Here is a 13,842-nt window from a genome sequence, read left to right as displayed (position 1 = left end):
GGTTGAAGGAACAACATGAACTCATGGAAAAAACTCTCGTCGATCCTGACGACTGCCGCGCTTCTACTTGGTTGTCTCGGTACAGCAGCAGCAGACCCAGCAACCAATGTGGGAACAGCTGGAACGGCAACGGCTCCAGTCAGCGGTAAACACATCACCATCCTACATACGAACGATACCCATGCCCACGTGGTCGCAAACGACAAGGAAATGGGATTCGCCAAGCTGGCGGGTATCATTGATCAGTATCGGGCTTCCAATCCCAATACACTGCTGCTAGATGACGGGGATACCGTTCATGGAACGACCTTCGCTACTTTGGTTAACGGCGAGAGCATTGTGAAAGTGATTAACAAGCTGCGTTATGATGCTATGGTTCCGGGTAACCACGAGTTTAATTATGGTTGGAAGCATCTTGTTGAGCTAAGTAAGGAGATTCAGTTCCCTGTGCTCAGCGCCAATATTAAACAAACAGACGGAACACGTTTGTTCAAACCCTATGTTATTAAAGAAGTGGACGGCGTTAAAATCGGTATTATCGGTTTGACTACGCCAGAAACAGCATATAAGACTAATCCCAAAAATGTTGAGGGTATTCAATTCACCGACCCTGCGGCTGAGGCCAAAGCGGCTGTTGATGAAATCCGCAGCAAAGTAGATGTCGTTGTTGTTCTTGGTCACCTGGGGCAGGATGCGTCTAGTAAGGACACCAGCCTTAAGGTAGTTAAGGAAGTGCCTGGCATTGATATTTTCATCGATGGACACAGCCATACCGTTCTGGAAAAAGGCTTGATTAGTGACAATGGTACATTGATCGCTAGCGCAGGTGAATACACCAAGTATCTGGGTGTTGTGGACTTATGGGTCGACGGCGGTAAGGTTACGCAAAAGCAAGCCAAGCTGATTGATTCGACTCAAGCAGTCGACGTTCAGCCCAACGCTGAAATTGCTGCATTGATCGCCTCCATTCAAAAGGACCAGGAACCTATTCTTAAAGAGGTTGTAACGCAAACAAGTGTGGATCTGGAAGGAGCACGCGAAAAGGTACGTGCAAGTGAAACCAATCTTGGCGACCTGCTCACCGATGCTATGCGTGATGTTTCGGGAGCAGACGTGGCTTTAACGAACGGTGGCGGCATACGGGCTTCCATCAAGACGGGGACAGTAACCAAGGGAGACATCATCACTGTGCTGCCCTTCGGCAACCAGATCGTTACCCTGAAAGTGAAGGGCTCTGACATTCAGGCCGCACTGGAAAATGGTACAGCCTCCTATCCAGAGCCAAGCGGAGGTTTCCCACAGGTATCAGGTATCTCGTTCAAAATAGACACATCAGCAGCCAAAGGGAGCCGTGTTCATTCCATCCTGATCGGCGGGAAGACACTTGATCCTGAGGCAACATACACACTGGCCACCAATGATTTTACTGCCGTAGGTGGTGACCAATATACGATGTTCGCTAAATATCCACAGGCAGGTATGTTCGGCTCGCTTGACGAAGCGTTAATTCGCTACATGCAAAAGGTGGGCTCCGCTAGCCTGCAAGTACAAGCGGACGGTCGCATTCAAGAAGCCAAGGCTGATGGTAAAACTTCTGTCCCTGCCACACAAGCTGCGCCATCTGCTTCAACGGCAACACCCGCACCTGTGCAGGAAAAGCCGCAATCCGTCCCTACACCGGCTGCGAAACCAGCACCCGCAAAACCGGCACCGGCAAAGTCTCAAACAGCCAAGCCACAGCAGACATCCGCCTCTGCACAAGTTACAAATAGCCATGTATATGTTGTGAAATCCGGGGATACGCTGTATGACATTTCCCGCAAACATGGTACCACCTGGCAACAGCTTCAGCAGTTGAATAAGTTGAAGAATCCTCACCGCATTTATCCGGGACAAAAGTTAGACCTCCCGGCCTAATTCAATAGCTAGCAAAAACAGCGTCCGGAATCCTAGTGGTTTCGGATGCTGCTGTATGTCAGGCGTTTTTAGATATGCGATAGTCCAAGCTCATTTGGACATCGCATATTTTTTTTAAAAGCAAACCTTTTAACCGCTGACAAGTTGTGAACCGAGAGGTATGATGGAGAAGAGTCATTCGGGCAGAGAACATTCGTCCCGATACCCATCGGGATCAGTTATATGTGTGGAAGGAGTCCAGAAATGCAATACATTATTTACGATCTTGAATTTACCGTTAGCCGTAACGCCAGATATTCCTCCGAAATCATTGATATCGGTGCCGTCAAAGTTGTTCAGGGAGACGATGGCCTATACGTTGCGGATACGTTTCACAGTTTTGTAAGGCCCTCGAATCGGCCTGTACTCTCTACAGATACCGTTCAGTTCACGGGTATTACTCAACGAGACATTGATGCCGCCCCACTATTCCCTGAAGCTGTGAAGCAATTCATAGCCTGGCTCGGTACGGATTCCCCTTATTATTTATGCGCATGGGGCCCGGATGACCGTCAGAAGCTGGTATCCCATTGTCGTACCCATCATGTAGATCTCGGATGGATTCATAATACAAATGATATACAGAAGCAGATTTCCCGTCTGTTTAGTTCCAATGGAAAGTACCGTCAGTTGAGCCTGTCTCAGGCGCTGGAATTGTGCAACATTGACTTTGACGGTCAACAACACCGGGCACTGGATGATGCCGTGAACACCGCACAGGTTTTCATGTACCATTTTGATCGTATTACATTAGTTCATAATGCTGCTGACGATGAGGAAAGCCGCGGCTCGAAGCTCGTCTACTCCTCACCAGAAGAAGAACAGGAGCAGTACAGTCCTTTTGGCAATCTCGCCAACCTGTTTAAAGACCGTTAAACGGATAGCTCCCCGGCCCGTTCCGGGGGATCTCCCCCTGTTATTCTTGATTTCCTGCCTTTTTATCGAAATAGAATGCTCCCCAGGTCCGCAGCATTTCTTGCATTCGTTTGCGGTACCGTAAAGGCTCCAGGATCTCGGCCTCAGCTCCATAGGAAGTGAGCCAATCCAAAAATTCACGGTCATGATTGACCGTCACCTCAAACAACAAACTTCCATCCGGCAAATCCTTAAGAAAAGGCTTGATGAACAGCTCCTCTTCTTTGACCCGATATACAGACTCGGCAGAAAAACGTACCACAAACCGGATATTCTGATTTCCTTTGGTCACCGACCAGGTCCCTTTAAAAAACATTTCCATTTCAGTTGTATTTTTTTGAAACGTATACGGCAAAATTCTCATGTTCCGAAAGCGGCTGATCCGAAAGGTTCTCATAGCGGAGTGCTTGTGACAAAAACCAAGCATATAGAATCGCCGATCCTGCGGAACCAAACAATAAGGATCTACCTGAACTAGGGATACATTTTCATTTTGAGGCGAGCTGTATTCCGCTTCAATCGTCTGCTGCGTAAGACTCGCCAAAACAATCAGCCTGAGCAGATAGGGCTGGTTTTCCCGATCAAGTGTCGAGCCGAGCCGGATGATATTTTTCATTTCCTGCGCGAAGCTCGTCTGGTCCATCTTTTTTTTCTGACTAGATGCCATCACTTTCTCATAAGCACTTTCAAAAGCTGGCGGTAAAAGAGGCTTTACCGTTTCCATAATCTCTCCCAGCTTGGTAAAAGCCTCTACCTCTTCTTCCGTCCAATTCAGAGGATACAAAGCAAAATTACTAATAAAAATGTACCCTTTTCCATGCCCCATATTCGTAATCGGAATATGCATAGCGCTTAACGCCTCCATATCCCGGTATATAGTACGTTCTGATGTTTCACAACGTTCGGCAAGCTCTCTTGCCAATATCCCCGGATTTGCCTGAACAATAGTAATAATCCGCATTAAACGTATCAACCGATCAGTCAAGGAAGTCTCTCCTTTACAAAAAGATAGTAAATTAGACTCACTATATTACACAAATAAACTAGCATAATTGCCTATCTTAAAATATCATTTTCAGTAAAATGAACATCTCCTACCGATATTGCTTTATTAAAAATGACCTTAGAACTATACGCTGTGAATGAGACAAAAGTACCACTCCATTTATTGCGTATGGCCAGAATTAACTCGGCTTCCTGCAGGTAGTCCATGTCATCGCTTCTTGCTGCACGTATAAGTAATTCATCTGCTTGTCTGGTAAGGATGAACGCCCCTCGCTCATATTCCCCTTTCTCGTACATACGCAATGCTTTTTTTACAATAGGGGACGTCTCATTCAGCTTTATGTATTTTTCCACCTTCGGGTTGGATGGAATGCTCAGCAGACCAAGATGATGCGTGAAATGGATATAGAGCTGGTCTGTCCGGATCAGCGTTCGCTTTTCCTGCGATGGCTTGCGCCAGCTCCACTCCATCATTCCAATCGTATGTCTTCCGGACGAGTGAGCCGGTATAGAAAACGTTAAAATAGCCTGTCTATATTTTCCCCGTCGTACATCACCACAGTGAACAAACATGCTATCTCCGTTTTCTGAGCGTTTAAAACCGAGCCTCACCCCTTCAGCTTTTAATAGACTTACCCCGTTTTCTGGAATGAACTGGAGTTGAAGGTCACATCCCGCTGCTTTCGGTATTAGATTTCCTTTTCGTTTACGTATAGCTCCATAGCCCCATTCTATCAGTAGATTTACTTGTTTGGACCCATTCGCAGATATAGACTCTTTGTCCCATGTGCACGTTACATTGAGCATTGACTTCACCACTGGTAAATTCCCCCTAAAAGAACATGTAACTCTAAATTAACAGTGTTATCTGACACTATATTGTCAGGGAACGTATGTTTGATTGTGAAAATTATACATGGGAATCTTTATGAAGGGGGACCTAGTTTGGTAAATAACATTTTAAACCATTTTAATTACATAAATGCGCAAAAATAGCCCGGCATATGCCGGGCTATATTATAGTCTACTTCTATATTTATACTTATGAGATTGTAGTTTCTGTTAAAGAAACTTTCGTTTTTGTGCAAATATCAGATATAGGAGCAAAAGTAGTGCTATCTACAACGAGATCCTTTGATAACGGCTTTCCATTTACAGTGATTTTTAAAGTTTTATAGTTTTGTTCTCTCTCATTCATCTTGCAAAATCTCCTTCTATATCAATTTTTAATATATTTCAGTTCATATATTCAACTTAAGCCCTGATCAGGTGCGGATCGTTCTTTACTCGTATGCTGGAAAAAATGCCGGAATGTTGCCGCTTCCTTGATATACCCGTTTTAAGGTACACTTAAACTAATATATCGACTTTTTTTGAGAACATTTTCTCCGTATTTGTCGTCCATTTATTCTAAAATCTGCATCCGAATCGTTATATTATACGTAACCATGTCATATGGGTAATGATCCGTATCACCTAACATCTTGGTTTATCAAAAGGGGGAACATCTCTTGGCACGACCAACTTGTCGTTTTGCTTTGTACCGCCGCATTGTCTGCGCTGCTATAGCACTTTTGTTTATTTTTGGGATAACTCGTGTACCCGAAGTACATGCTGCTTATTGGGATGATGTGTATCAAGGCTTCGAGCAATTTTCGCGGTTGCCCGGTGATGTGTACCAGCTCAAGGAAAGCTACCGACAAACACAGGAAGATCTGGAAAAGGCTCGTAACAGCTTAGAGGCCTATCAAGAGCAAAATGCCCAATTGCTGGAGCAAAACCGCAAGCTGACTGACACTGTCACAGAATTAAAAAATCTTCAAACCCAGCGCGATCAGGCTTCACACCGAAATAAAATGCTCATCATCACAGCTATAATTCTGCTGGCCGGTTATTTTATCGGTATCCGACTGTTGCGTTACGGGATGCGTCGACGTTCGGGAAGATACTAACTGTCTGAAAGGATGAAAGGTCTGAATGGACATACAAGCAGGACAACACCATGATGAAAGCGTCGGTTCGGTCGTAACGCTCGATCTGGCGGAAGGAGAAAAGCTGCATGTTCTGCATCCGCAGCAAATCATCGCATACCGCGGACCCAGCTCAGGCCGTAGTGATAAACTGATGAATATTAAGGGCATGTATCGCAAACACAAACTGATTCAAGCCGATTTCACAGGAGCTTGTCGCCTAATTGCCGCACTTCCGCCTGGCTTTAGTCTAAAAATGATTAAGCTTGAAGGGAGCGATGATCTGTTATACGATTTTCGCAACCTGTTCTGGTACAGCTCCGGTATCCAAATGCGTACCAAGCTGCTAAGCATGAAAAACATGTTGTTTAGCCGCGATGTTATAAAAATGAAATTCGATGGTGTTGGTCAAATCGGTCTTTTGACGCAGGGATTGGTATGTCAAGAACAGCTTCATCCGACAGAGCCGATATATGTGGATGCAAGCAGCGTCATTGCCTATCCCGAAAACGCCAAACTGGAGTTGACCGTGTACGGCAACCATCTGGCCAGCCAGCATATGAACTATCATTTTAAAATGACCGGACAGGGTACCGTACTATTTCATGCTGGGGAACATCATCGGCGGCTTCAACAGGATATGAACGACGATGGCGTGATCAAGCGATTTTTACGGGAAGTCATTCCATTTGGTGGAGTGTTTATCAAATAGCCCTGCCATGCTATAATGACAATGCTATAGCCGTCTGTCCTCATGGCAGATACTAATGGAGAAAATCCATGCGTCATGCATGGGAGAGGTTCGCGAACTCCCTCTATAAAAAACTAACGATGCTTTGTCCTCCGCAAGAAAAATGAATTCGCGGGGCAAGGCCTGTTTTTTGTTGAAGTCGGTTCAAGAACTCTCCTTCTTCCAAGTGACAAGACTCCATGTCTTGCACCATTCCAAGAAGATCGAGAGGTTTTTTTATGTTTACAAACGAAAAAGCAGTCGTCGTATTCAGCGGCGGCCAAGACAGCACAACCTGTTTATTCTGGGCAAAAAAACATTTTGCTGAAGTAGAAACCGTGACGTTCGATTACGGTCAACGCCACAAGCAGGAAATCGAAGTAGCCGCTGGAATCGCCCGCGAACTGGGTGTTCCGCAAACGGTACTGGATATGAGCCTGCTTAATCAACTAGCCCCTAATGCCCTCACACGCACCGACATTGACATTACTCAACAGGAAGGCGAACTGCCTAGCACCTTTGTAGACGGTCGCAACCTACTGTTCCTGAGCTTCGCGGGAGTTCTCGCTAAGCAAAAAGGAGCGCGCCACATGATTACAGGCGTTTGTGAGACGGATTTCAGCGGCTATCCCGATTGCCGGGATTCCTTTATCAAATCGCTGAACGTCACACTGAACCTTTCGATGGACTATCCCTTTGTGATTCATACTCCGCTCATGTGGTTGAACAAGGCCGAAACCTGGCACATGGCCGATGAGCTGAAAGCTTTTGAATTTGTAAGAACACGTACACTAACGTGCTATAACGGCGTCATTGGCGATGGCTGTGGCGAATGCCCTGCTTGCAAACTTCGCCGTGCTGGACTCGAGCAGTATCTCGCGGTGCGCGGAGCTTCATCCCAAGGAGTTGAAGGTCATGCGTGAGCCAGGTACTTTTCGCATTGTCGACAAGCTCCAGCAGTTCGGGACAGACATTGAGCACTCTCAGCTGCGTTATCACCGCAAACGTGTACTAGTCAGCAAACAATTTACATTCGATGCAGCACATCATTTGCACTGCTACGAAGGCAAATGCAAAAATCTGCACGGACATACCTATATCGTCGTGTTTGGCATAAGCGGTATACCGGGCGAAACGGGTCTAACGCTGGATTTTGGTGACATCAAAACGATCTGGAAAGAGCGGCTTGAGCCTTTTCTGGACCACCGTTACTTGAATGAGACGCTTCCTCCAATGAATACAACGGCGGAAAATATGGTCGTCTGGATCTTTGAACAAATGGAGTCAGCCTTGACCTCGGATGCATACTGCAACCGTGTCGCAGGTGGACGTACCGAGTTTGTACGGTTGTTCGAGACACCTACCAGCTACGCCGAGTTCCGACGGGAGTGGATGCTCGATGAGTAATACCGTGACGACTCACCAACCCATGACAGCCTCCCACGGCACCAAACTAGCCCCTATTCCCGTACTAGAGGTGTTTGGTCCTACCGTTCAGGGCGAAGGTATGGTCATTGGTCGTAAAACGATGTTTGTTCGCACCGCAGGCTGCGATTACCATTGCTCGTGGTGCGACTCCGCCTTTACCTGGGACGGCAGCGCCAAGGACCAGATCCGTCGTCTGAGTGCCACTGACATTTGGCAGGAGCTGAAGGCCATCGGTGGCGAACGGTTTTCGCATGTGACACTTTCTGGAGGCAATCCTGCTCTGCTACCGCAGATTGGGGAGCTAATCACCCTGCTGCGCAGCCAAGGCATTGCCACCGCTGTCGAAACACAAGGCTCCCGTTGGCAGGAATGGCTATACGATATCGATGAGGTAACCCTATCCCCGAAGCCGCCCAGCTCTGGTATGACGACCAACTGGGACGTGCTGGATGATATCGTCGCCCGTCTATCGAACCGGAAGATGGCTAGTGAGTCCCGAGCTACGTCCAACGTCCCAACCGCACCAGGCTTGAAGGAACCCGCTAATGAATCTGCGCGGCTCTATACCGGAGCTTGCAGCTTGAAGGTCGTCATCTTCGATGACACCGATCTTGCCTATGCCCGCATCGTTCACGAGCGCTATCCACACGTACCGCTGTTCCTCCAGACGGGTAATCCAGATGTGAACACGGAGAACACCGGACAGATTGCGGAGTCCCTACTCCATCGTTATGAATGGCTTATCGACCGTGTCATGGACGATTCCCGACTAAACGACGTAAGAGTACTCCCGCAGCTCCACACCCTCGTATGGGGCAATAAACGCGGCGTATAACACTTATATGTAATATATTCCGTATGGGCTGTATGTGATACACAAGATACGCCAAATTAGTCGAAGTACACCCTCGACACCCAAGTTACAAAACAAGAGAAACCCTCGTCCATAAGGACGGGGTTTCTCATAAAATAACGCTCCTTTTATAAAGGAGCGAGCACTATTCACTTCTGCCCCAACCAATATGCAAACGGGTAGGGACTTTATGGTGTTGACGGCGGTCGGAAGATCAAATCATTCGCGGAGCGACCTCCCCACCACCATAACTCCCTATCTAGTTTACCAAACCAAACCAAACTTAAGGAGCCCCATCCAATGACCGGAAGAACACCCGAAGAAATGACCGACGTTACCCTGCTTGGCAATCAAGGCACACAATACACGTTTGCCTATGATCCCGCCATTCTCGAAAGCTTTGATAATAAACATCCGTATCGGGATTATTTTGTAAAGTTCAATTGCCCGGAGTTCACCAGCCTGTGCCCGATTACAGGACAGCCTGATTTTGCAACCATCTACATCAGCTACATTCCTGATATTAAAATGGTAGAAAGCAAGTCCCTTAAGCTGTACCTGTTCAGCTTCCGTAACCACGGCGATTTCCATGAAGACTGCGTCAATATCATCATGAATGACTTAATTAAGCTGATGGACCCTCGCTACATTGAAGTATGGGGCAAATTCACGCCACGCGGCGGCATCTCTATCGACCCGTACACCAACTACGGCAAGCCAGGAACGAAGTACGAACAGATAGCGGAGCACCGCATGATGAACCATGATATGTACCCGGAAAAGATCGATAACCGTTAAGCTGATACTTTCCTTGCATTTGCATACAAATAAAAAACGTACATTCAAAGGTCCTGCTCATTAAAAATGAAGCAGGACCTTTATATTTTATTAATATTAATTATTGTGTTACGGAAGAATAAACGGAATTTAACCTATTTAACTTATAAAAATATGATATTTATTAACGAAATTCAATAATGTGGTATTATTCAGTTAGGACAATAGACATGGGCTAAAATAACTATTTAAAAATTGAATGGGTTCTAATCAAGTTTTTATTAAAAGATATAATATCAATCTGATTGAATTCTATATAAGTCGGGTCACAGTGCTCATGTAATCTCTTCGCCCAGCAGTCAGCATGTCTATTCTACTTGAGCTCAACTTATATAGAATTGATTTACTGGAGACTTTATGCAACATGATTCAGACCACAAAACCAAATTTAAATTCAGGAAGGACCTGTGTATCAACTATGACATTGACCAAATCATTCAAATTACTATTAGCACTATTAATGATAGGGCTGGCACTACCGACAACATCACTTTCTCAAGCATACGCCTTGAATGTAACGGCACAAGAAGAAGTCATACCTCCTTTATCCTCATCCTATCGCCTGAATGCAGACCTTAAGTGGACAACAAATGAGAGCCAGCAGAAATTTATTCCACAAATTATAGTACATAAAACTGATTACAGCTCCGGGTTGCAGTATAATGAGGCTTTTGATTTTCCGGGATTAGCACTCAATATTCCCAAAAACGCCATTCCTATAGAGCAGGCCAGAGAAGAAAAGCATCCGGGTGTTACTCAACACGTATATAGTATATATACTTCGGGGAGTATGATCTACAAAAACAAAGTGTACTTTTCTGCAATTATAGACCAATTGGACTATAAGTTTTTCGATACGGATAACGGAGCTGCAAATTTTGAAATTAACAAAGACCAGTACACGAAGGAAAGCTTTGTATATGTTTATGACCTTTCTTCCGAAAGCCTAAAGTTAATTACAAACCTGTCCAGTAAAGATAAATACATCTCTCATCTTTACCCACATCTGCAATACTATCAAATAGAATACAATTGGGAATGGATTTCAGGAAATGCCCCAAATGAATACAGAATTTATTCTTTAAAAGATAATAGTTTTGTTTCCCAGAGCAAAATTCCTATAAGCATATACACAAACTCTGAATACAATCACTTATGGTTTTCACCGGAGGTCACTCCAGGTCATCTAATTCTCAATTATGATTCCGTTTATAGAGAAAACAACAAAAATATTATAGCACTGGGCCCAGACAAAAAAATAACACCGCTTCATGATGAAAATTTGGCTATAAGAAAGAAAAAAAATGCAATTATAGGATTTGGCGATAACCGTAAGGTTAAAATCGGGAATATAATATATCACAAAAAATGGATAGACAAAAGAGGCTGGACTTCTACAATTACTCAAAATGGAAAAATACAAATACTTAACGATATCAACACTTCATCTGATGATTATTTTTCACCAAACAATCGCTATCTATTATTGGTCGAGAGAAGTTATGATTATAAAGCAAGAAAATATCTTCCTCGTACAAAAATAAAAGTATATGATTTGAAACATAACACATGGTCACAAAAAATAGATGCACTCAGGGATACAGCTGCCAATGATTATCCTTCCGTCACTTGGATTAGTGATGAGTTCTTCTTAATTCGGGATTTGAAACACTACTATTTGCATATTCCTACCGGTACAATTAGCAGTGGCGGAGATTCGTATTACCTAGGTGGAGCTTTTGATTTTGAATATTATTTTTCATTTGACTTAAGTAACTATATTTCACCAGTTGAGCCTCGAGCGATAAAGTATAATAATACTTACATCAGATACAGTGGGCAGGGAACTTTTTACAATTCGGAAAAAAAACCCTATGTTCCTATTGAAGATTTTGTAAATTCATTTGGCGGCAATTACAATGCAAAGACAAGAACTTTGCAATGGAAGGATCAAAGCATTACCCTTTCTTCAAAAGATACAATGGTCATTAAAGGTTGCACTTATTATTCTCTTGAAAAGTTAGCAGTTCAAATTGACAAAAAGTTAAAACCTATTAAAAGATCCTCTTCGTTTATTTATGGTTATGAGTTGATCTGATCAAGTTGATGATACAAGCGATGGAATCTCTATCTATCTCACTTTAAAAAACACGACAAGCCTAACACCAAGTTTAAGGGAATTGCGCAATAACGCATGTTCAACCATAATATGTTCCTGGAAAGTCGATAACCGATAACTTAATACTTCCATCATGAAACAATACAGTGCACACTAGAATACACTGGAATAACCTTCTGGTTTATCCCCATGTATTTTAAAGGTGCACTTCAATTGTTGTATAGAGAGTTACTTACGTTTTACTTAGTGACTTTCAACTGAGCACTGTCAGCTGAATAGATAACCTTCACTTTATAATTGCTTGGTAAACCTACTGTTTCAATCGAAGAAAATGCTCCATTCCGTTTACCATAAGTTAAGACCGTAGCACCATTAGCCAGTACATATTTGTTAGAAAAATTCAGACGTAATTTTCCGTTGAGTATAGCTGTTCCTTTTATTTTGAGCACATCATTTTTACTGCGCAGGTTAAGCTCAAGTGTTCCCTTGGCAGATTGTCTGTAATTTCCGCCAATAATCAGCTTTCCAGAAGCATTTTTAAGAAGAGTTCCCCCGTTATTCGTAATTCCACCACTTCCGAAAGCCGTTTCCGAAGTTCCTTCCAGAGTACCTTGTTCGATCTGTGTACCGCCGGAATACGTATTGTTCCCCATTAGCTTCAACGTACCTGTTCCCTTTTTAGTCAGCTTTCCAACGCCGGAGATATTGTTGCGCCAGCGATCCAGTGCATTGAAACCGCCTTTGGAAGCGTCCATATCTACCGTAACATTATTGGTGAAAGCACCGTAGCCATCCGCAGCGGAAAACAAGTTCAATCGTCCCCATCCCTCAGCATCATCAAGTACAGGATAGCCGGAAGGAATCCCTGTAGTAGCCAAAACCCAACGACGTTGTGTGCTATCCAGGTAAGGCAAACGTGTCTCCAACAGTACCTCAGCTCCCTTAGGCACTGTCATTGGCGTCGTAGTTGGATTAACCTGGCTGAATCCGTATGTTAATCGTTGATTATAATTTTTTTTGTTTGTGGCATAATTGCTGAATCGATCTGGAGCTGTGCCTTTTTGAGACAGCAGTTGTTTACGAGCATCCTGATAAGCCGCTTTCTTCAAACTGCTATTGGCCGGATCAGACAGGATAGCAGCAGCCATCGCCGTTGCCATGACACGTCCTCCCATAACATCAAGCGGGGAGTGCATACCGGCAACAACACGGTTATTGCCCAGCTCCGAAGCTCGTGTCAGCAGTTCCTGATAACGCTCCGGCACGGCATAGGCCATAGCAATAGAACTGAGATACGCAGCATTGGTATGACCGCTAGGAAAGCCGCCATCGCTAGTAGCATCGGCCTTGAGAGCAGGAATAAGGCTCGGAACAACCACTGAGTTATCGCTCCAGCGAAACGGACGAGGATAGCTAAAGTAAGACTTAGCCGGGTTCGTCGTAGAGTATTCCCCACGCAAGGTATTTACCAGATTTACAATGTTGCCGAGATTGGAGCTTGTACTCCCTGCATTCGTTCCCTCATCTTCGTATTTCTTAGTCAGGGCATCTGCCGGAATGTCGTTGATCGTTGTCGTGGCACCTGCATTCTTTCGATATACATCAGTGAGCGAACCCAGACCGTCGATCACACTGTAGCTCTGGTTTCTGCGATCATCCAAATAAGCCGCATCAGCCTCACTAGAAGTGCGACGGGCAGCTATATCAATCACTTTTTGAATATTGGCGTCCAGCACGCTGCTGTTTAGCTTGGTACCTGTATCCCAAGTAGCGCCGGGAGTCCAAAGCTTATTAAATTCGGAGAGCAACCCGAGGGTCGGATTAGAGCTTTCCGTCTTATTGGCAGAACTATTATTTTTATAATGATCTACGAAATATCCCCACGATGGTTCTGTTGGAGTTACCGTTGTTGGTAGGGTTGCCGCACTCGCATAACTTCCACCCAGGGAACCTAGAAGTAATGGTAAAGATAGTAATGCAACTGATAATGGTTTCCTTAGCGATTTCATTCTCAAATCAGATCCTCTCT

13 protein-coding genes and 1 riboswitch are annotated in these 13,842 nt (G+C 44.6%); of the genes, 9 read left to right on the top strand and 4 right to left on the bottom strand.

The features are described from left to right. Positions 1-15 precede the first annotated feature (15 nt). Positions 16-1,917 carry a 5'-nucleotidase C-terminal domain-containing protein gene (locus ACM1ND_RS05975; protein ID WP_209941200.1) on the top strand — a complete coding sequence of 634 codons (1,902 nt, stop codon included), beginning with the start codon at positions 16-18 and terminating at the stop codon, positions 1,915-1,917. A gap of 243 nt (positions 1,918-2,160) precedes the next feature. Further along, positions 2,161-2,832 (top strand): 3'-5' exonuclease, encoded by a 672-nt coding sequence (locus tag ACM1ND_RS05970; RefSeq protein ID WP_023987369.1) that lies wholly within the window; start codon positions 2,161-2,163, stop codon positions 2,830-2,832. A gap of 40 nt (positions 2,833-2,872) precedes the next feature. Here ACM1ND_RS05970 and ACM1ND_RS05965 read toward each other — a convergent pair whose 3' ends face one another. From ACM1ND_RS05965 to ACM1ND_RS05955, 3 genes are all read right to left on the bottom strand, one after another. Beyond that, the gene (locus tag ACM1ND_RS05965) at positions 2,873-3,856 is read right to left on the bottom strand and encodes a helix-turn-helix transcriptional regulator (protein ID WP_023987368.1); all 984 of its coding nucleotides are present in this window, start codon (positions 3,854-3,856) and stop codon (positions 2,873-2,875) included. 71 nt (positions 3,857-3,927) lie between these two features. Beyond that, positions 3,928-4,695 (bottom strand): hypothetical protein, encoded by a 768-nt coding sequence (locus tag ACM1ND_RS05960; protein WP_028543153.1) that lies wholly within the window; start codon positions 4,693-4,695, stop codon positions 3,928-3,930. A gap of 223 nt (positions 4,696-4,918) precedes the next feature. Then, positions 4,919-5,074 (bottom strand): hypothetical protein, encoded by a 156-nt coding sequence (locus tag ACM1ND_RS05955; RefSeq protein ID WP_023987366.1) that lies wholly within the window; start codon positions 5,072-5,074, stop codon positions 4,919-4,921. Between the two features lie 313 nt (positions 5,075-5,387). On the opposite strand from ACM1ND_RS05955, the gene ACM1ND_RS05950 reads away from it, so the two are divergent. The 7 genes from ACM1ND_RS05950 (at position 5,388) to ACM1ND_RS05920 (ending at position 11,792) form a co-directional block, all read left to right on the top strand. Then, a complete protein-coding gene (locus ACM1ND_RS05950; protein WP_023987365.1) occupies positions 5,388-5,828 on the top strand; it encodes a hypothetical protein in 441 nt (146 codons plus the stop codon). A gap of 25 nt (positions 5,829-5,853) precedes the next feature. Next, positions 5,854-6,558, top strand: a complete 705-nt coding sequence (locus ACM1ND_RS05945; RefSeq protein WP_013309110.1) for an AIM24 family protein — start codon at positions 5,854-5,856, stop codon at positions 6,556-6,558. Positions 6,559-6,637: 79 nt separating this feature from the next. Beyond that, positions 6,638-6,681: riboswitch (PreQ1 riboswitch) on the top strand. Positions 6,682-6,815: 134 nt separating this feature from the next. Beyond that, positions 6,816-7,499, top strand: coding sequence for a 7-cyano-7-deazaguanine synthase QueC (gene queC / locus ACM1ND_RS05940; protein WP_340958551.1), 684 nt, complete (start codon positions 6,816-6,818; stop codon positions 7,497-7,499). Continuing rightward, positions 7,492-7,983, top strand: coding sequence for a 6-carboxytetrahydropterin synthase QueD (gene queD / locus ACM1ND_RS05935; protein ID WP_023987364.1), 492 nt, complete (start codon positions 7,492-7,494; stop codon positions 7,981-7,983). The genes queC and queD overlap by 8 nt, the downstream gene beginning before the upstream one ends. Further along, positions 7,976-8,839 carry a 7-carboxy-7-deazaguanine synthase QueE gene (queE, locus tag ACM1ND_RS05930; RefSeq protein WP_028543154.1) on the top strand — a complete coding sequence of 288 codons (864 nt, stop codon included), beginning with the start codon at positions 7,976-7,978 and terminating at the stop codon, positions 8,837-8,839. The genes queD and queE overlap by 8 nt, the downstream gene beginning before the upstream one ends. A gap of 318 nt (positions 8,840-9,157) precedes the next feature. Continuing rightward, the gene (gene queF / locus ACM1ND_RS05925) at positions 9,158-9,655 is read left to right on the top strand and encodes a preQ(1) synthase (protein ID WP_013309106.1); all 498 of its coding nucleotides are present in this window, start codon (positions 9,158-9,160) and stop codon (positions 9,653-9,655) included. 403 nt (positions 9,656-10,058) lie between these two features. Then, a complete protein-coding gene (locus ACM1ND_RS05920) occupies positions 10,059-11,792 on the top strand; it encodes a hypothetical protein (protein WP_418027249.1) in 1,734 nt (577 codons plus the stop codon). A 260-nt stretch (positions 11,793-12,052) separates the two neighbouring features. On the opposite strand, the gene ACM1ND_RS05915 is transcribed toward ACM1ND_RS05920, so the two are convergent. Continuing rightward, positions 12,053-13,822: a phosphatase PAP2 family protein gene (locus ACM1ND_RS05915; RefSeq protein WP_418028011.1), complete on the bottom strand. Its 1,770-nt coding sequence runs from the start codon at positions 13,820-13,822 to the stop codon at positions 12,053-12,055. Positions 13,823-13,842 lie beyond the last annotated feature (20 nt).

It is taken from the genome of Paenibacillus sp. JJ1722 (genome assembly GCF_048282685.1).
GTDB classification, from domain to species: Bacteria; Bacillota; Bacilli; order Paenibacillales; family Paenibacillaceae; genus Paenibacillus; species Paenibacillus polymyxa_B.
The sequence above is the reverse complement of the archived record's forward strand: the minus strand, read 5'-3'. Positions and strand labels throughout refer to the sequence as shown.

What these genes read in the sequence shown, in the direction of transcription:
- ACM1ND_RS05975 (WP_209941200.1), top strand. Translation starts at nt 16, where the DNA reads ATGAACTCATGGAAAAAACTCTCGTCGATCCTGACGACTGCCGCGCTT.
- ACM1ND_RS05970 (WP_023987369.1), top strand. Translation starts at nt 2,161, where the DNA reads ATGCAATACATTATTTACGATCTTGAATTTACCGTTAGCCGTAACGCC.
- ACM1ND_RS05955 (WP_023987366.1), bottom strand. Translation starts at nt 5,074, where the DNA reads ATGAATGAGAGAGAACAAAACTATAAAACTTTAAAAATCACTGTAAAT.
- ACM1ND_RS05945 (WP_013309110.1), top strand. Translation starts at nt 5,854, where the DNA reads ATGGACATACAAGCAGGACAACACCATGATGAAAGCGTCGGTTCGGTC.
- queC (WP_340958551.1), top strand. Translation starts at nt 6,816, where the DNA reads ATGTTTACAAACGAAAAAGCAGTCGTCGTATTCAGCGGCGGCCAAGAC.
- queD (WP_023987364.1), top strand. Translation starts at nt 7,492, where the DNA reads ATGCGTGAGCCAGGTACTTTTCGCATTGTCGACAAGCTCCAGCAGTTC.
- queE (WP_028543154.1), top strand. Translation starts at nt 7,976, where the DNA reads ATGAGTAATACCGTGACGACTCACCAACCCATGACAGCCTCCCACGGC.
- queF (WP_013309106.1), top strand. Translation starts at nt 9,158, where the DNA reads ATGACCGGAAGAACACCCGAAGAAATGACCGACGTTACCCTGCTTGGC.
- ACM1ND_RS05920 (WP_418027249.1), top strand. Translation starts at nt 10,059, where the DNA reads ATGATTCAGACCACAAAACCAAATTTAAATTCAGGAAGGACCTGTGTA.
- ACM1ND_RS05915 (WP_418028011.1), bottom strand. Translation starts at nt 13,822, where the DNA reads ATGAAATCGCTAAGGAAACCATTATCAGTTGCATTACTATCTTTACCA.